The organism is Desulfobacterales bacterium, assembly GCA_029211065.1.
In the GTDB taxonomy this organism is placed as follows: Bacteria; Desulfobacterota; Desulfobacteria; order Desulfobacterales; family JARGFK01; genus JARGFK01.
In genome coordinates, this window is sequence record JARGFK010000102.1 from 1 (window position 1) to 16,988 (window position 16,988).

The 16,988-nt window shown below is 53.7% G+C and carries 17 protein-coding genes; 16 read left to right on the plus strand and 1 reads right to left on the minus strand.

All coding sequences use genetic code 11. The features are described 5' to 3' along the window. Positions 1 to 65: 65 nt before the first annotated feature. From P1P89_18095 to P1P89_18170, 16 genes are all read left to right on the plus strand, one after another. Entirely contained in the window at positions 66 to 968 is a 903-nt protein-coding gene (locus P1P89_18095) for an integron integrase (protein MDF1593429.1), read from the plus strand. A 22-nt stretch (positions 969 to 990) separates the two neighbouring features. Further along, a complete protein-coding gene (gene manA / locus P1P89_18100) occupies positions 991 to 2,202 on the plus strand; it encodes a mannose-6-phosphate isomerase, class I (GenBank protein ID MDF1593430.1) in 1,212 nt (403 codons plus the stop codon). A 143-nt stretch (positions 2,203 to 2,345) separates the two neighbouring features. Continuing rightward, positions 2,346 to 2,705 (plus strand): cupin domain-containing protein, encoded by a 360-nt coding sequence (locus tag P1P89_18105; protein MDF1593431.1) that lies wholly within the window; start codon positions 2,346 to 2,348, stop codon positions 2,703 to 2,705. 305 nt (positions 2,706 to 3,010) lie between these two features. Continuing rightward, positions 3,011 to 3,583 carry a VOC family protein gene (locus P1P89_18110; protein MDF1593432.1) on the plus strand — a complete coding sequence of 191 codons (573 nt, stop codon included), beginning with the start codon at positions 3,011 to 3,013 and terminating at the stop codon, positions 3,581 to 3,583. Between the two features lie 536 nt (positions 3,584 to 4,119). Continuing rightward, positions 4,120 to 4,917 carry a 2-amino-3,7-dideoxy-D-threo-hept-6-ulosonate synthase gene (locus P1P89_18115; GenBank protein MDF1593433.1) on the plus strand — a complete coding sequence of 266 codons (798 nt, stop codon included), beginning with the start codon at positions 4,120 to 4,122 and terminating at the stop codon, positions 4,915 to 4,917. A gap of 69 nt (positions 4,918 to 4,986) precedes the next feature. After that, entirely contained in the window at positions 4,987 to 6,117 is a 1,131-nt protein-coding gene (locus tag P1P89_18120) for a 3-dehydroquinate synthase II (protein ID MDF1593434.1), read from the plus strand. A gap of 298 nt (positions 6,118 to 6,415) precedes the next feature. Further along, positions 6,416 to 7,552, plus strand: coding sequence for a prephenate dehydratase (pheA, locus tag P1P89_18125; protein ID MDF1593435.1), 1,137 nt, complete (start codon positions 6,416 to 6,418; stop codon positions 7,550 to 7,552). Between the two features lie 255 nt (positions 7,553 to 7,807). Further along, a complete protein-coding gene (locus P1P89_18130; GenBank protein ID MDF1593436.1) occupies positions 7,808 to 8,698 on the plus strand; it encodes a shikimate dehydrogenase in 891 nt (296 codons plus the stop codon). Further along, entirely contained in the window at positions 8,691 to 9,953 is a 1,263-nt protein-coding gene (aroA, locus tag P1P89_18135; GenBank protein MDF1593437.1) for a 3-phosphoshikimate 1-carboxyvinyltransferase, read from the plus strand. Before P1P89_18130 ends, aroA begins: the two co-directional genes overlap by 8 nt. Then, on the plus strand, positions 9,950 to 10,468 hold the full coding sequence (locus tag P1P89_18140; GenBank protein ID MDF1593438.1) for a shikimate kinase: 519 nt from the start codon (positions 9,950 to 9,952) through the stop codon (positions 10,466 to 10,468). The genes aroA and P1P89_18140 overlap by 4 nt, the downstream gene beginning before the upstream one ends. A 255-nt stretch (positions 10,469 to 10,723) precedes the next feature. Then, positions 10,724 to 11,776 carry a chorismate synthase gene (aroC, locus tag P1P89_18145; protein MDF1593439.1) on the plus strand — a complete coding sequence of 351 codons (1,053 nt, stop codon included), beginning with the start codon at positions 10,724 to 10,726 and terminating at the stop codon, positions 11,774 to 11,776. After that, positions 11,773 to 12,627, plus strand: coding sequence for a prephenate dehydrogenase/arogenate dehydrogenase family protein (locus P1P89_18150; GenBank protein ID MDF1593440.1), 855 nt, complete (start codon positions 11,773 to 11,775; stop codon positions 12,625 to 12,627). Before aroC ends, P1P89_18150 begins: the two co-directional genes overlap by 4 nt. Before the next feature lie 243 nt (positions 12,628 to 12,870). Further along, the gene (locus P1P89_18155) at positions 12,871 to 13,953 is read left to right on the plus strand and encodes an Ldh family oxidoreductase (protein MDF1593441.1); all 1,083 of its coding nucleotides are present in this window, start codon (positions 12,871 to 12,873) and stop codon (positions 13,951 to 13,953) included. 75 nt (positions 13,954 to 14,028) lie between these two features. After that, entirely contained in the window at positions 14,029 to 14,295 is a 267-nt protein-coding gene (locus P1P89_18160) for a UxaA family hydrolase (GenBank protein ID MDF1593442.1), read from the plus strand. Between the two features lie 14 nt (positions 14,296 to 14,309). After that, a complete protein-coding gene (locus tag P1P89_18165) occupies positions 14,310 to 15,473 on the plus strand; it encodes a UxaA family hydrolase (GenBank protein ID MDF1593443.1) in 1,164 nt (387 codons plus the stop codon). Between the two features lie 193 nt (positions 15,474 to 15,666). After that, the gene (locus P1P89_18170; GenBank protein ID MDF1593444.1) at positions 15,667 to 16,560 is read left to right on the plus strand and encodes a dihydrodipicolinate synthase family protein; all 894 of its coding nucleotides are present in this window, start codon (positions 15,667 to 15,669) and stop codon (positions 16,558 to 16,560) included. A gap of 135 nt (positions 16,561 to 16,695) precedes the next feature. On the opposite strand, the gene P1P89_18175 is transcribed toward P1P89_18170, so the two are convergent. Next, positions 16,696 to 16,988, minus strand: a 293-nt coding sequence (locus P1P89_18175) for an acetate--CoA ligase family protein (protein MDF1593445.1), incomplete at its 5' end; no start/stop codon positions are given.

The window sequence follows — 16,988 nt, forward strand, 5'->3', positions numbered from 1 at the left end:
GCCAAAAACCCTTTTAAAGGAAAAGCGCCCTTTTTTATACCATTTTAAAATTTACACAAAAGATTATACACTACCAAGAAGCCTATGTAAATTGGATCAAGCGATATATACTCTACAATGGCAAGCGCCATCCAAAAGATATGGGTGAAAAGGAAATCGCAACCTTTATCTCACATCTGGCAACAGGGCGAAAGGTTGCAGCCAGCACCCAGAACCAGGCACTGAATGCCATTGTATATCTGTACAAACAGGTTCTTCGAATAGAAATCGGCGATCTTGGTCATATGGAACGGGCTAAAACACCGGTAAAACTTCCGGTTGTCATGTCCAAGGACGAGGTTAAGCGTGTACTGGCGGCAATGAGCGGCGTATTTCAGTTGATGGCAAAACTTCTTTATGGTTGCGGCTTCCGATTAATGGAGTGTGTGCGCCTGCGTGTTCATGACATTGATTTTGACAGAAGCCAGATTACTGTTCGCTATGGAAAAAACATGAAAGATCGCGCCGTCATGCTGCCTGAACAATTAAAGCCTTTTTTATTAGAACAACTTGAAAAAGTCAAGATTATCCATAATCGTGATTTAAAAGATGGGTTTGGGGAAGCTTACCTGCCATTTGCGCTTGAAAAAAAATACAAGCATGCTGCCAGACAGTTGGGCTGGCAATATGTCTTTCCGTCCGAGCGGATATCCAATGACCCCAGGAGCAATAAGATGCGGCGCCACCATATCGACGAAAGCGGACTTCAAAAGGCGGTCAAGACTGCGGCACGCAAAGCAGGGCTTAAAAAACCGGTGAGTCCGCATACTTTCCGGCATAGCTTTGCAACCCACCTGCTGGAGTCAGGATACGATATACGGACCGTACAGGAGTTGCTCGGTCATTCGGATGTGTCCACCACTATGATCTACACCCATGTGCTTCAAAAGGGCGGAATGGGTGTTCAAAGTCCGTTGGATGCACTTTAATAAATACGGAAAAAGTCGGAAAATGAAAAAGATCGGCATCCTTCAAAATACGATTCAGGAATACGGCTGGGGTTCGCGCACGGTTATAGCCGAACTGTTGGGAAAGCCGTCTCCATCAGAAAGTCCCCAGGCCGAACTGTGGATGGGAACGCATCCCAAAGCGCCGTCCCTGGTGCAGGTTGACGGTCGATTTGTATCGCTGGCAGATGTAATTGCCAAAAATCCGGAAGATGTTTTAGGGAAAACAGCTATCGGCCGTTTCGGAAATCGCCTGCCATATCTTTTCAAGGTGCTGGCAGCCGCCCAGCCCCTCTCCATCCAGGCCCATCCCAACAAGGCCCAGGCCAAAGCCGGTTTTGCGCGCGAAGAAAGGGCCGGCATCCCGCCGGACTCACCGGAGCGCAATTATCGGGACGCCGATCACAAACCCGAATGCCTCTGCGCCCTGACACCCTTCCGGGCACTGAAGGGCTTTCGCAAAGTCAAGGATCTCGCCGCCCGCATGCAGACCTGCTGTTCAAAAAACCTGTCGGTTGAATTGAAAGAGATTGAACGCTCTTACGATTCGCAGGGATTAAAACGTTTTTTCGAATCCCTCTTGACCCTTTCTTTTGATCGCAGGGAAAAAACCGTTCAGGAGGCCCTCAACGCAGCCCAAGAGGGAAGAGTGGATTCAGAAAGCTGCGAGTGGATGCAAAAACTGCATCATTACTATCCGGATGATATCGGCGTTCTGGCACCGCTATTTTTGAATCTGGTATGTCTGGAGCCGGGTCAGGCCATGTTCCTACCGGCCGGACAGATGCACTCCTATTTGGAAGGGGCCGGCATAGAGTTGATGGCCAACTCCGACAATGTTTTAAGGGGGGGGCTTACCCCCAAGCACGTGGACATTCCGGAGTTGATGAATATATTAGATTTCAGAGAGCGGCCGGTATCCATCCTTGCGCCGGTCAAAAAAAATGAATTTGAAGTGGTATACGAAAGCAGCGACGAGGAGTTTGTACTTTCCGTGATCTGCACCCCCCGGGGCGGTGTATACCGGAGCAGGGGGAAACGCAGTGCGGAGATTCTGCTGTGCACCGAAGGGGAGGGGAGGCTGACGGATACCGGCAGCGGCGAGCAAATTGATGTTCGCAAGGGGATGTCCCTACTCGTTCCGGCAGCGGTTCCGCAGTATTCCATAGAAGGGAAAATGACGATCTATAAAGCCTCGGTTCCGATTCGGGGATGAAGTTGAAATAACCGCATAAGATTAAGATGGTTCACCAGAGAGCCGCAGAGAACACAGAGAGTTGAATCCATTTATCTGAACCGGGAGATACCGGCTCAGATAAAACATACGCCCTGAAATAAACAGACCATAAGGAGAAAAAGATGGACGCAACCAGTGAAACAGTCAAAGGCGAGCCCTTTAACCTGGCGGAAAATGTGTCTTATGCCATGGGCGCGGTGGTGAGCAAAACCCTGATGAAAAAAGCGACCGGAACGGTGACCCTTTTTTCATTTGACGCCGGCCAGGGCCTCAGCGAGCACATGGCGCCCTTTGATGCCATGGTCTACGTGCTGGACGGCAAAGCCGTGATCTCCATCGGCGGAAAACCGCACGAAGTCGGCAGCGGCGAGGTGATCATTATGCCGGCCAACATTACCCATGCCCTCCAGGCGGTTGAGCAGTTTAAGATGCTGCTCATAATGATCAGGAGCCAATTGAAACGGCCACAAAAACCCGGCTAAGATCTGATAGCAGCGTTGCAATCCTCTTCAAAATGCTCACATACTTCGTGTATGCTCCGCTTTTTCATCGGCTTGCGCCTTGCTCTCAGGCCTGATCCAGGCTTTTGTGACCGCTTCTCAGCATTGAAACTGTGTTGTTTGAAAACTCGATTTAGAAAAGTCGGGAGGTTCACGGCATTCCGGGGAAAAAGCTGTGACGCTTTTATGAAAAGATTCGCTGATAGCCTTTCCATATGCATACGTCCCAGCATCCTAGCCTCCATGCCTCCCAGCGTGACAAATGTGTACACATTTGAGGTAATCCAATGTTGAAATACACCGGCATAAATCATCTGGCGATGGTTACACGCGATATGGACGCGACTATCCGGTTCTGGCGGGACCTTCTGGAGATGCGCCTGATGGCGGGTCTGGGGAGGCCCGGTTTTCGCCATTACTTTTTTGAAATATCTCCCCATGACATGCTCGCCTTTTTCGAGTGGTCGGACGTGGAAAATATTCCGGTAAAAGACCACGGCGTCCCGGTCAAGGGACCGGTTGCCTTTGACCACATCTCCTTTGGAGTGGAGCGGGACGAAGACCTGTGGGAAGTCAAGAACCGGCTGGAAGCGGCCGGGGTCTGGGTGTCGGAAATCATCGACCACGGCTTTATCCATTCCATTTATGCCTTTGACCCCAACAACATCCCCATCGAGTTCAGCGCACCGGTTAAGGCGGCGGACGTGCGAAAACATCCCCGCATGAAGGACCGCAAGCCGGTTGCTGCAGCCCTGGAGGGCGCTGATCCAATGCCGGGTCACTGGCCGGGGCCCAAGGGGCCGCTTGCAATTGAGAAACGCGAAATCTTTCCCGGCGAAGGGCAGGTCTTGGCGGAATAGGCCAGACGGCTGGGACGCTGGGAAGCTTGGAGGCTGGGATTGGACCCTTGAATCGCGAGCGCATTCCCCGTCCCCCCTGGCGGGACTGCAGGTTTCTTCAATGCTTTATTTAGAACCCGTTTCAAAAATATAGATGGGGTTCGAGGGCAAGGCATCTGCCGATGAAAAAGCGGAGCATACACGGGAGTATGTGAGCATTTTGAATCGGCAGATAACGCAGCCATCGGACGTTAGATGTGTTTTTGAGGCGGGTTCTGATAAAAAATAGTTGACATTTCATCCGTGCCGCAGTAAGAAAGCCAAAAAATAATAACGAAAGGCAATTTTTCAGTGAACCAGACAACTTCAGGCAGATTTTATTTTTGGTATTATTATTACGGTACCGGTCTGCCTGTGGTGCTCTGAAACAACTTTAACATAAACAGAGCGAAAAAAGCCGCGGGTGGATCGGGAAACCCTGCGGTTTTTGTGTTTTTAAAGGCCGTGGGATAAAAGTCCACACGGCCTTTTTTGCAGGTCAAAAAGGAGAAAAGGTCATGACAATTATCGGCAAACAGATTCGAACCGAGCGCATCATCAACCGCAACACCGGCCGTACCGTGATCGTTCCCATGGATCACGGGATTTCAGTAGGCCCCATCAAGGGACTGACCAACGTGAAGGATGCCATTCATGTGGTTTCGGAAGGCGGCGCCAACGCCATTGTGGAGCACAAGGGACTGGTGGTTGCCGGTCATCGCCGCAAAGGAAAGGACATCGGGCTGATTATTCATCTGTCCGCTTCAACCAGCCTGTCGCCGCACCCCAACGCCAAAACCCTGGTATGCTCAGTGGAAGAAGCCATCAAGCTGGGGGCAGACGCGGTCTCCATTCATGTGAATATCGGCAACGGCGGCGAAAAAGAGATGCTCCATGACTTCGGCCAGGTCAGCTACGAAGCCCGCACCTGGGGCATGCCGCTGCTGGCCATGGTTTACCCGCGCGGGGAGAAGATCAAAAATGAGTATGATGTCGAGGTGATCAAGCACGCCGCCCGGGTAGGGGATGAAATGGGCGCGGATATTGTCAAGGTCTCCTATACCGGCTCGGTTGAATCGTTTAAGGAAGTAATCGCCGGATGTTCGGTGCCGGTGGTCATTGCCGGCGGTCCCAAAATGGATTCCGACCGCGACATCCTGGAGATGGTAAAGGGATCCATCGATGCCGGCGGCGCCGGCGCTTCCATCGGCCGCAATGTCTTCCAGCATCGCGATCCCCGGCGCATGGTGGCAGCCATATGCGCCATCGTGCATGAAGACAAGAGCGTGGATGAAGCACTTGAAATGTTGAAATAGCGATTCGTGTATTTCTCGTGCGGCAGAAAATATGCTATAAGGCTTGGAGGCTTGAAGCTGGGAAGCGATATGGAAAAGGAACAGGGGGCGGGGGGCGGGGATCAGGACTTGACCGTGGCTGAAATCCGGAAGATTGAGAAGATCGTAGTCCCACCACCCGAACCCTGGAACCCTGGAACCCGTTCTTTCCAAAAGAAGGGAACAAATATGCGTACCATCTGGGTAAAGGTAGATCCCTGGGACAAGGCGCTGGTGACAACAGCCCTGGAAGGCGGGGCCGACGGCATCATGCTGCCCAAGGGGTTTTCACAAAAAGCAAAAGCCCTTGGCCGGATTCAGACCATTTGCGAAGACGGCGACATTATTCCCGGCAGGGACGTGGTGGTGTATCAGATTAAAAGCGGCGATGATGAAGCCGAAATCAAACGGCTGAGCCGTCAAAAGCGTGTGATCCTTCAATGCCATGACTGGACCGTCATTCCGCTGGAAAACCTGATAGCCAAAGGAGCGGATGTCATCGCCGAAGTCTGCAGCCTGCCGGAAGCCGAGACCGCTTTCGGCATTCTGGAAAAGGGCGTAAAACATATCCTGATAGACATCCGGAACGCGGCTGAACTCAAGAAAGCCCTTTCGGTTCTCACGGCCGACGTCGAGCAGATTGTGCTGCGGCCGGCCCAGATCGAAGCCGTGAAACCGGTGGGCATGGGCGACCGGGTCTGCGTGGACACCTGCAGCGCCATGGAACCCGGGCAGGGGATGCTGGTGGGAAACAGCAGCAGCACGCTCTTTCTGGTTCACGCCGAAAGTGTTGCCAACCCCTATGTTTCCCCCCGGCCGTTCCGGGTCAACGCCGGCCCGGTGCACGCCTATACGCGCGTGCCCGACGGCAAGACCCGTTATCTTTCCGAACTGAGCGCCGGCGATCCGGTCCTGATCGTTGATTTTAACGGCCACACCACCGTGGGCACGGTGGGACGGATCAAGATTGAAAAACGCCCCCTCATGCTGGTGGCGGCCCTGGTGGACGGCAAACCCGTTACCGCCATTGTTCAGAACGCCGAAACCATCCGATTGACCGCACCGGACGGCCAGCCGGTGTCCATCGTTAATCTGAACCCGGGTGATCAGGTTCTGGTGGCCACGGAAGCGGCCGGCCGGCATTTCGGACATAAGATAGAGGAGACGATTACGGAAAAGTAGAGTTGGATCACTCTTGAATGAATTGATGATCCAAGATTCGAGGGATCAAGGCTAAACACCTTCGTCTCTGTTATGAGGTGTTCAAAAAAACGGTTGATATAAATCAAGGGTTTTGTCATGCCGGACTTGATCCGGCATCCAGAAACCTCGAAAGCCCTATTCCCTGGATTCCGGCTCGTTGGCCGGAATGACAAATCGTTCGACGATAACCGAAAACTTGCTTCGCCTAAAGGCGATTGGTTTTCACCTTATGAGTGTGGATACTAATTTAGAGAAGATCCAAATAAAAAGGCAACTTATGGACAAACCATCGAAACAGGAACAAATAACAAAGGGAATTTCGGCCCTTGCCATCACCGGTCTGCGCAGGGACATCGACAAGATTGACGAGAAGATTCTCGATCTCATCAATCAACGGCTGTTGCTGGCCAGCGAAATCGGAAAAATAAAAGCAAAACAAGGCGACCGGCTGGTGGACGGCGCCCGGGAAAGCACGCTGGTCAAACGACTGCTGTCACTGAACAACGGCCCCTTAAGCAAACATGCCCTGCGGCACATCTTTACCGAAATCATTGCAGCGGCCCGTGAGATCCAGACCCCCCAGCGAGTGGCCTATCTCGGTCCTGAAGCCACTTTCACCCATATTGCCGCGGTGAATCATTTCGGCCGCTCCGTGACGTTTGCACCCCAGGGAAGCATCCGGGATGTTTTCAACGAAGTTGAAAAGGGCGCTTTTCATTACGGCGTTGTACCGGTGGAAAACTCCATTGAAGGTGCGGTCAACTACACGCTAGATCTTTTTTTTGAATCGGAACTGAAGATCTGTGCGGAAATTTATTATGCCATCTCCCACGATCTGCTGTCCATTGACACGGACCTGGGGGCTGTCCGTAAAATATATTCGCACCCCCATGCTTTTGCCCAGTGCCGCAAATGGCTCGAAAAACATCTGCCCCAGGCAGCCCTGGTGGAATGCAGCAGCACGGCCGAGGCCGCCCGCAAAGCTTCCGGCGAGAAGGGGACCGCCGCCATTGCCAGCCAAGAGGCCGCCCAGAGCTACAAGCTTGAGGTGATGGCCTCCCGGATCGAAGATGCTTCCCGGAATGTCACCCGCTTCCTGGTTATCGGAAAGGACGACATCCATCAAACCGGAGCGGACAAGACCTCCATCATGTTTGTGACCTCCCATGTTCCCGGCGCCCTTTTTAAAGTTTTAAAACCCATTGCCGACGCAAATATCAACATGGTCAAGCTGGAATCCAGGCCATCCAAGCATGAAAACTGGAGTTATTTCTTTTTTGTAGACCTGGAAGGACACATCAGCGATACAAAGGTCAAAGAAACCGTGGACCACATGAAAAAGTTGTGTCTTTTTCTCAAGCTGCTGGGTTCCTATCCCATGTCCGAGGTGGTTCAAAAAAGTGTTCAGGCCTAGCAATATTTAAAAGTTTAACATTAATATAGATTATATAAATTATTAAAATATTAAAAAATTAAAAAATATGAACCGCAAAGGCGCGAAGGACGCAAAGGGTTATTTTTCTGTGCCGAACCTGCAAGAGAGATGCAGGTCCCGGCACACAAACATGCCCTGAAGGAAAGGCTGCTTTTAATTTCAAACTTGTCATTTGTTACTATTTACTGTTTAGTAGCGCCTTGCGCAAGCATAGAGAACGTGCTGTTGGAAATTATGAGCCCTACCCACGACAAACAGTTTGAGCGAACAGAGTTGAATATGGAAATCGATGCACAAACATCTCTATACGCCGTGTTCGGCAACCCTGTTGGCCACAGCCTCAGTCCGGTCATGCACAACAAGGCCTTTGCCGAGACCGGCTTTAATGGTGTGTACCTGGCCTTCAGGGTGATTGATATAAAGGCGGCCCTATACGCGGTTCGCGCCATGGACATGAAGGGGATCAGCGTAACCATACCCCACAAGATCGCAGTGATGAACTTGCTGGATGAAATCGATGACCAGTCCCGACGGATCGGCGCCGTCAATACGGTGATCAACCGTGAAGGCAGGCTCCGGGGATATAATTCAGATGGTCAGGGCGCCGTAAGGGCGCTCATGGAAAAAACGAAAGTTTCGGGTGCGGAGATTGCCGTCATCGGCGCCGGCGGGGCCGCCCGGGCCATTGGATTCGGTCTGATCGACCAGGGCGCCCGGGTCACGATTATCAACCGCGGCACTGAGAAGGGCGAGGGTCTGGCCAAAGATCTGGGGGGAGATTTTAAGCCCCTGAGCGGCCTTGGGAACATCAGCGCCGATATTCTGATCAACACCACGCCGGTGGGCATGGTCCCGCGAACCGAAGATATGCCCCTGTTGCCGGGACTGCTCCGTAAGGACATGCTGGTGATGGATATTGTGTATAACCCGGTTCAAACCGCGCTGTTAAAACACGCCCGGCAAACCGGCTGTCGAACCATCGACGGGGTTGCCATGTTCGTTTATCAGGGGGCCTTTCAGTTCACGCTTTGGACCGGGATGGAAGCCCCTGTTGAAACCATGCGGAAGACGGTTTATGCCGCGCTGAACGCTCAAGCAGACGAAACCGGTGGGATAAATGATTGAAATAAAACCTGAGGCAATTAAAGACACCACAATTTCAGTGCCGGGCTCCAAGAGCTATACCCACCGCATCCTCATTGCCGCAGCCCTGTCGGACGGCGTTTGCCGGATTGAAAACAGCCTGCGCAGCGAGGACACCCTCCTGACGTTGAAGGCCTTACGGCAGATGGGCGTCGTCATCGAGGAATTCAGGGACTGCCTGTTGGTTCATGGCAATGCCGGCGCTTTGGCAGCGTGCAGTGAACCCATTTATCTGGGAAACTCCGGCACCTCCATGCGCCTGTTAACCGCCCTTGCCGCCCTTGGCAGGGGAACCTACCGTCTCACCGGCACGCCCCGCATGCAGCAGCGGCCGATTCAGGATCTGATGGACGGGCTGAATCAAATAAACGTAAAAGTTCAATCGGTTAACGCCGACGGCTGCCCCCCGATCGATGTCGCCGGCGGGCGGATCAGCGGCGGCAGGGTGCGCCTCAACTGCGGCAAAAGCAGCCAGTACCTCTCGGCCTTATTGCTGACGGCGCCTTATACAACCTACGGGGTCGAGATCCGCGTGACCGAGGGGCCGGTGTCCAAACCGTATATCGATATGACGGTGGCGGTCATGGAAAAACTCGGCGTGGCAATTGAACGGGACGGCTACCGTCGGTTTTCCGTAAAGGGTGGGCAGATTTACCGGGCCGGAACATATGTGGTGGAACCCGACGCTTCCCAGGCCGGGTATTTTTGGGCGGCGTCAGCCATCACCGGCGCATCCATTATGGTAAAGGGGATTTTAAAAGACTCCCGCCAGGGCGATGTCCGTTTTACCCGGCTGCTCAAGGAAATGGGCTGCGAAATCATGGAAGAATCCGACGCCATGGGGATTCGCGGCGGCCCCCTTAACGCCATCCAAACCGATATGGCCGACATGCCGGATCTGGTTCCGACCCTGGCGGTGGTGGCTGCCTTTGCCAAGGGGACCACCGTTATACGAAACGTGGCGCACTTAAAGGTCAAGGAGAGCGACCGCCTGGCGGCTGTGGTGGCTGAGCTTACAAAAATGGGAATTTCAGCAAAGGCCACGGATAACGATCTGATGGTAACCGGCGGCAGCCCCCGGGGCGCAACCATCGAAACCCATGATGACCACCGCATTGCCATGAGCTTTGCCCTGGCAGGGTTGAAAATTCCCGGCATGATCATCCTGGATGAAACCTGCGTTGAAAAATCCTTTCCGGAGTTCTGGCAGGTTTTGGCGCAATTGTACCGGATATGAATATTTTTCTGATCGGATACCGCTGCACCGGCAAAACGTCCGTGGGATATGCGCTTTCAAAAAAGCTAAGGCTCACATTTGTCGACGCGGATAGACGGCTGGTGGAAAAAGAGGGTAAAACCATCGCTGAGATGGTGGCCGGGCAGGGGTGGGATTATTTCCGCCTGCGTGAAAAAGAGGTTTTAAAATCCATCTGCGTTCTGGACGGACAGGTCGTTGCCACCGGCGGCGGCGTTGTTTTGGACCCCGAAAATGTCGCGGCCATGAAACGCTGCGGCCGGCTGGTCTGGCTGCAGGCAGCGCCGGAAACCATCCGCAGGAGACTGTTGATGGATGACCGGACAACCGAACAGCGCCCGGCCCTGACGTCCCGGGGCGCAGCAGATGAAATCGAATCCACCCTGAAAGAACGGGCGCCTTACTACCAGGCGGCCATGGATTTTTCAATCGATACGGATGGACAGTCGGTAGGGGATATCTGCGAGATAATTGTGAAATGGTTCGATAGTGAATAGTTACGGGTTGCGGGTTGCGAGTTCCGGGTGTTGAGGTGTGAGTGACGAGATGTTAGGCTGGTATTAAGGTTCTTATTGTTGAATAGACAATTCGTAAAAATCTCCCCCGGCCCCTCTTTTCTAAAGAGGGGGAATATTCCTCCCTTTGCCAAAGGGAGGCGAGGAGGGATTTCTATTTCAGTCGTTATTAGCAATAAGATTATTAGCAAATAATCAAATTTAACCTCAACCTACACTTGATGGGGAAAACAAACCATGTCCGGCAATACGTTTGGAACCTTATTTAAAATAACAACCTGGGGAGAATCCCACGGTCCGGCCGTGGGGGTGGTGGTGGACGGCTGTCCGCCGCGTCTGCCCCTGGATGAGGCCGTGATCCAAGCCATGCTGGACCGCCGCCGGCCGGGGGGCTCGTCGGCCAGCACCGGCCGCAAGGAACCGGACAAGGCCCTGATCCTTTCCGGCGTATTCGACGGGATGACCACCGGCACGCCGATCATGATAATGATTCACAACAGGGACGCCGACCCCAAGGCCTATAGACACCTGGCCGATGTCCATCGCCCGGGACATGGCGACATTACCTACATGGCCAAATACGGTATTCGCGACTGGCGCGGCGGGGGAAGGGCTTCCGCCCGTGAAACCGCGGGCCGGGTCGCAGCCGGCGCCGTAGCCCGGACACTGCTGCAGCGGGAGCAGATCGGGGTGTGGGCTTACACCATCGCCCTGGGCGGCGTTATGGCGCATGAACGGAATTTAGGGGTGATGGATAAAAACCCCTATTATTGTCCGGACGAACAGGCTGCCGCTGAAATGGAAAAACGGGTCCAGGAAGTGAAAAAGCAAGGGGATTCCGTGGGCGGCATTGTTGAAATCCTTGTCCGGGGAGTTCCCAAAGGATTGGGGGAACCGGTGTTCGACAAACTGGATGCCGATCTGGCCAAAGCCCTGATGAGTATCGGCGCAATCAAGGGGGTTGAAATCGGATCCGGTTTTCAGGCGCAGGCCAGGCTGGGATCCCGGAACAACGACCCCATAACCCCGGACGGGTTCCTCAGCAACCACGCCGGCGGCATCCTGGCTGGGATTTCCAACGGTGACGACATCGTCATGCGGGTGGCGGTGAAACCGATTCCGTCCATCCGCATCGAACAGCAGACCATTGATACGGCCGGAAACCCCCGGACCATCTCCATTAAAGGCCGGCATGATATCGCCGCCATTCCGCGCATTAATGTGGTGTGCGAAAGCATGGTCAATCTGGTTCTGGCGGACCATCTCCTGAGACAGCGGGTAATTAAATGAATCGTATCACTATCGGTATTATCGGCGGCAGCGGCAACATGGGCCGCTGGTTCAAATGTTTTTTTGAATCGACCGGACACACTGTCCTGATCGCCGGCCGTAAAACCGCGCTGACCTATGCCAATCTCGCCCGCCAAAGCGATGTGGTGATGCTGAGCGTGCCGGTGGGCGCGGTTGAGGGCGTTTGCCGGGAAATCGGCCCGATCCTGGGCCCTTCCCAGTTATTGATGGATATCTGTTCACTCAAGGAAAGCGTTTTAAAATCCATGCTGGCAATTCCGTCCGCCCAGGTGGTGGGCACCCATCCCTTGTTTGGACCTGCCACGGAGAATCTCCAGGGCCAGAACATCATCATCTGCCCCGGCCGGGGAAGCGACCGCCTGGAATGGCTTGAAGATGTGTTTCAGACGGGCGGCGCCGTGCTCACCCGCATGGATCCCATTGAACACGACCGCAACATGGCCGTGGTACAGGGGCTGACGCATTTTCTGACCATCACCCTGGGCCGGACCTTGCAAAAGTTAAACCTTAAACCCCGGGATGCATCAAGGGTTGCCACCCCGGTGTTTCGAACCCAGCTGGACCTCATCGGCCGCCTGTTTGCCCAGGATCTCGAACTGTACCAGGACCTGATCCGGAACAATCCCCATACGGAAACAATCCTGAAAGCGTTCTTGACCGCTTTGGGTGAAAGCCGCCGGGTGCTCATCGATTCCGATAGCGGGACGGCCGGCAGCGATTTCATGGGGGAGATTCATTCTTTTTTAAAAGACTATTGCGAGCAGGGCCTTAATGAAAGCAATCGCTTTCTGAATACGCTTTATCCCGGTTCAGACAAATTTAATTTATAGAAGGTTGCTAACTTAACTCTGACCTCGCAAAGCGGTATCTTAATCTGGCCGTTTGAAAATCCCTCCATTCAGCTGGGAAGCACCAGGTTTTCCATGCCGGAATGAACAAAGGCGCTTTTTTACTTGATTAAAGCGCCTATGTTTTTTATAAAGCCCGGGGCATAAATAATTATGAGACCGGTGCAACAGACCGTTCCGTCATATTCATTGAATGGATCCGACAATAAGGACAACAGAGGGAATATGGAAAAAACGTATACCCATCAGGCTTTGAAACAATTTGTCACCCGCGTTTTTTTAAAAATGGGCTGCCGGGAGGATCAGGTTGATAAGGCGGCCGATGTCCTGGTAACGGCGGATCTCAGGGGAATCGACTCCCATGGCGTCGCGCGGTTAAGCGGCTATGTTCAGCTTTGGGAAGCCGGACGGGTGAATACCGCCCCGGACATAAAAGTGGTTTATGAAACCCCCAGTACGGCTGTGGTGGACGGGGACAGCGGCCTGGGGCTGGTGGTGGCGCCGGTTGCCATGAAAGCGGCCATTGATAAAGCCAAATCAGCGGGCACCGGCTGGGTGGCCGTGAACAATTCCAACCATTACGGCATTGCCGGTTATCATGCCATGGAAGCCTTGGAACACGACATGGTGGGGATCTCCATGACCAATGCCAGCGCGCTGGTGGCCCCGACTTTTTCAATGGAGCGCATGCTGGGCACCAACCCCATTGCAGTGGCGATCCCGGCGGACAAGGAGCCTCCTTTTGTGGCAGATTTCGCCACCACGCCGGCAGCCTACGGCAAAGTGGAGATACAGATGCGCAAGGAAGCGCCGGTGCCGCCCGGATGGATTCAGGATGCCGCCGGCAACCCCGCCACAGACGCCTTTGCCGTCAAAAATGGGGGCGCCATGCTGCCCCTGGGAAGCGACCGTGAACACGGCAGCCATAAAGGGTATTGCCTGGGCGCCATCGTCGATATCTTTTCAGCCGTATGCTCCGGCGCAAATTACGGCCCCTGGGTGCCGCCTTTTTTAAGCTACCTGCCCCTGCCGGAAAAACCGGTGGGCAAGGGGATCGGCCATTTCTTCGGCGCCATGCGCATCGATGCGTTTCGCCCGGCCCAGGAATTCAAGGCGCATATGGATCAGTGGATCCGGCGCTTTCGAAACGCAAAACCGGCGGACGGATATGCCAGGGTTCTGGTCCCGGGTGATCCGGAGCGTGAGACGGCGATCCGTCGCATAAAATCGGGAATACCCATTATCGGCCCGGTCGTGAAGGATCTGCAGGGACTGGCCAAAAAGTTTGATATTCCCCTTGAAGGCTGATTTGTCGAATCTTGCAAGTAAAATGAAAACCTTCCGTTCGTGCGAAATTAAAGGATTTCATAAGGATGCTGCGCCATGAAAAAGAAACTGCTGGTGATCCATTCCAGGGATAATGTCGGGGTCCTGCTCCAAAAGGCAGAAGCCGGCGATATCTGCACCCACGAAAAAAAAACCATTAAAATCCTGAAAAATACGGAGTTTGCCCATAAAATTGCCCTCACCGATATCCCTGCGGAAGCCACCGTGTTCAAATACGGCGAAGAGATCGGGTATGCCCTTACAGATATCAAAAAAGGGGAGTGGGTTCACAATCACAACATGGGCTGTCGCAGGGGAAAATAGGAAAGGATCCCAAATTGCAATTCAAAGGATATAAAAGACCGGACGGTCAGGTGGGGGTTAGAAACACGATCGGCATCCTGCCGTCGGTTTTTTGCGCCAACCGGGTTGCCAGGCTGATTGCCGACCAGATCCAAGGCGCGGTGTATCTGAGCCATCCAGTGGGGTGCAGCCAGGTGGGCGAAGACCTTGAAACCACCGCCCGGACCCTGATCGCCATGGGCAACCATCCCAACCTGGCTGCCGTGCTGGTGGTGGGGCTGGGGTGTGAGCGCTTCACGCCGGACGAATTTGTCAAAGGGATCGAACCGTCCGGCAAACCGGTGGCAAAAATCGTGATCCAGGAAGCAGGGGATTCCATCAAAGCCATTGAGCAGGGGGTGCGCATTGCCAAACGGTGGGCCGGTGAACTGCTGAATCAGGAAAAAGAATTCTGCGATCTCAAGGACCTGATTGTTGCCGTCAAATGCGGCGGCACCGACGCAACTTCCGGAATTGCCGCCAACCCGGCCGTGGGGGCCATGGCCGATCTTGTCGTGGAAGGGGGCGGCACCATCCTGTTTTCCGAGGTAACCGAACTGTTGGGCGCCGAACATATTCTGGCCAAACGGGCGGTTTCGCCGGTGGTGTCCGAAGCGATTTATAGAACCATTGCCCGGACCGAAGAAAAATTGCGGCATCAGGGGTCGGATCCGCGTTTCAAGCACCGCAGCGCCCTGATATCCACCGGCAATTTTGACGGCGGGGTCAGTTCGGTGGTTGAAAAGGCATTGGGGGGTATTTACAAGTCCGGCTCCAAGCCCATTGAGGGCGTGGTGGCGTATGCTGAAAGGCCCAAAAAACTCGGCGGCGTATTCCTGATGGATGCGCCCGGCCACGATGGTGAGGTGGTGACCAGTTTTGTGGGCGGCGGCGCCCAGGTGGTGATATTTACAACCGGACGCGGCACGCCCACCGGTTTTCCCTTTGTACCGGTAATCAAGGTTACCGGCAACAGCCGGACTTTCGAGAAGATGCGGGAAAACATCGATGTCGATGCCGGCACGATCATCAGCGGGGCATCCGGAATTGCCGAAAAAGGAAAGGAGATTTTCGACCTGCTGCTGGCAGTTGCAAGCGGCAAAAAGGCCCAGGCGGAAATTCTGGGGCACGATGAACTTTTTTGCATCACCCGGCCTTGACGGTGCGAATGGCAACATTGCGCTGCCGTGAGGGGAAGCCGGCAATGGCCCCGTGAAACTGTCTGATCGGATTTACGGATGGTTTGACAGGAGCCCATGAGCGTCTTATACATAGCGACTATAAATGGTTGCTGTTACGATAACAATGTAGACTGAAATAAATGATTATCTATTACCCAAGGAGAAATAATTAATGGCAAAAAAACAGATTAAGGGGGTTATCCCTCCCATGATTACCCCTTTTAAGAAAAACGGTGACGTCGATTATGACAAGCACATCCAGAACATGGAGAGCTGGAACAAGGACAAGCTGGCCGGATTTCTGGTTCTGGGGTCCAACAGCGAGACCGCCTATTTGAATGAAGCCGAAAAGATCAAGCTCATCAAGCTGACCGTCAAGCATGCCAAGAAAGGCCGCATGATTTTGGCGGGAACCGGCGTGGAATCGGCCCGGGAAACCATTGCCCTGACCAACAAAGCCGCGGATCTGGGGGTGGATGCCGCCCTGGTCCTGACGCCGGCCTACTATCATGCCAAAATGAATGAAGAGGCCCAGATCAATTTCTTTACGGAAGTCGCCGATCATACCAAGATTCCGGTGATGATCTACAACGTGACCGCATTTACCCACATCAATGTAACGGTTAATACCGTCAAGGTCTTGAGCAAACACCCCAATATTTTAGGCATGAAAGACAGCACCGGCAATGTGCCGCAGCTGGTGGCGTTTTCAAGCGTCATTGATAAAGGGTTTAACTTGATGACCGGTACGCTTTCTGCCTGGTATCCGGCCCTGACGCTGGGTGTAAAAGCCGGCATTTTTGCCGTGGCCAACTGCACCCCCAATGAATGCAGCGCGATCCAGACCGCCTTTGACAAGGGCGATTATGACGCTGCCCGGGCGCTTTATTTCCGGATTTTCCCGGTCAATAACACCGTTACCGCCACCTTCGGCATTGCCGGGTTGAAGTACGCCTCGGATCTGCTGGGGTATCAGGGCGGCCATGTGCGCAGTCCGCTTCTGCCGATAAAAGAAGAGGAAAAGAATAAGATCAAAGAGATCCTGAAAACCGCCCAACTGATATAGAAAGCAAAGCTGAACCGCAAAGACGCAAAGGGCGCGAAGGGGTTTGTTTACCCTGTGGGCACAGCCCTTAAAATAGGCAGCCTTTGCGTCTTTGTGGTTCAATAGCTCCTGAAAAATCCTGCCGATCCTGTTAAATCATTCTTTTAGGATAATTCGCGCGTCCACGATACTGATTCCGTTTTCATGGACGATCACCGGGTTCAGGTCCATTTCCTGGATCTCAGGGTAGGCTTCGATCAGGTCCGAACAGGTCAAAAGCAGACGGATCAAGGCATTTTTATCGCTGGGATACTGGCCCCTGACGCCGTTTAAAATCGGGGCGGACTTGGTTTCGTCGATCATTTTCTTGGCGGAATTGCGCGAGATCGGCAGGACCCGAAAGGAGACATCCTTGAGAATTTCCACCATTACCCCCCCCAGCCCATACA

What these genes read in the sequence shown, in the direction of transcription:
- manA (MDF1593430.1), top strand. Translation starts at nt 991, where the DNA reads ATGAAAAAGATCGGCATCCTTCAAAATACGATTCAGGAATACGGCTGG.
- P1P89_18105 (MDF1593431.1), top strand. Translation starts at nt 2,346, where the DNA reads ATGGACGCAACCAGTGAAACAGTCAAAGGCGAGCCCTTTAACCTGGCG.
- P1P89_18110 (MDF1593432.1), top strand. Translation starts at nt 3,011, where the DNA reads ATGTTGAAATACACCGGCATAAATCATCTGGCGATGGTTACACGCGAT.
- P1P89_18115 (MDF1593433.1), top strand. Translation starts at nt 4,120, where the DNA reads ATGACAATTATCGGCAAACAGATTCGAACCGAGCGCATCATCAACCGC.
- P1P89_18120 (MDF1593434.1), top strand. Translation starts at nt 4,987, where the DNA reads ATGGAAAAGGAACAGGGGGCGGGGGGCGGGGATCAGGACTTGACCGTG.
- pheA (MDF1593435.1), top strand. Translation starts at nt 6,416, where the DNA reads ATGGACAAACCATCGAAACAGGAACAAATAACAAAGGGAATTTCGGCC.
- P1P89_18130 (MDF1593436.1), top strand. Translation starts at nt 7,808, where the DNA reads ATGAGCCCTACCCACGACAAACAGTTTGAGCGAACAGAGTTGAATATG.
- aroA (MDF1593437.1), top strand. Translation starts at nt 8,691, where the DNA reads ATGATTGAAATAAAACCTGAGGCAATTAAAGACACCACAATTTCAGTG.
- P1P89_18140 (MDF1593438.1), top strand. Translation starts at nt 9,950, where the DNA reads ATGAATATTTTTCTGATCGGATACCGCTGCACCGGCAAAACGTCCGTG.
- aroC (MDF1593439.1), top strand. Translation starts at nt 10,724, where the DNA reads ATGTCCGGCAATACGTTTGGAACCTTATTTAAAATAACAACCTGGGGA.
- P1P89_18150 (MDF1593440.1), top strand. Translation starts at nt 11,773, where the DNA reads ATGAATCGTATCACTATCGGTATTATCGGCGGCAGCGGCAACATGGGC.
- P1P89_18155 (MDF1593441.1), top strand. Translation starts at nt 12,871, where the DNA reads ATGGAAAAAACGTATACCCATCAGGCTTTGAAACAATTTGTCACCCGC.
- P1P89_18160 (MDF1593442.1), top strand. Translation starts at nt 14,029, where the DNA reads ATGAAAAAGAAACTGCTGGTGATCCATTCCAGGGATAATGTCGGGGTC.
- P1P89_18170 (MDF1593444.1), top strand. Translation starts at nt 15,667, where the DNA reads ATGGCAAAAAAACAGATTAAGGGGGTTATCCCTCCCATGATTACCCCT.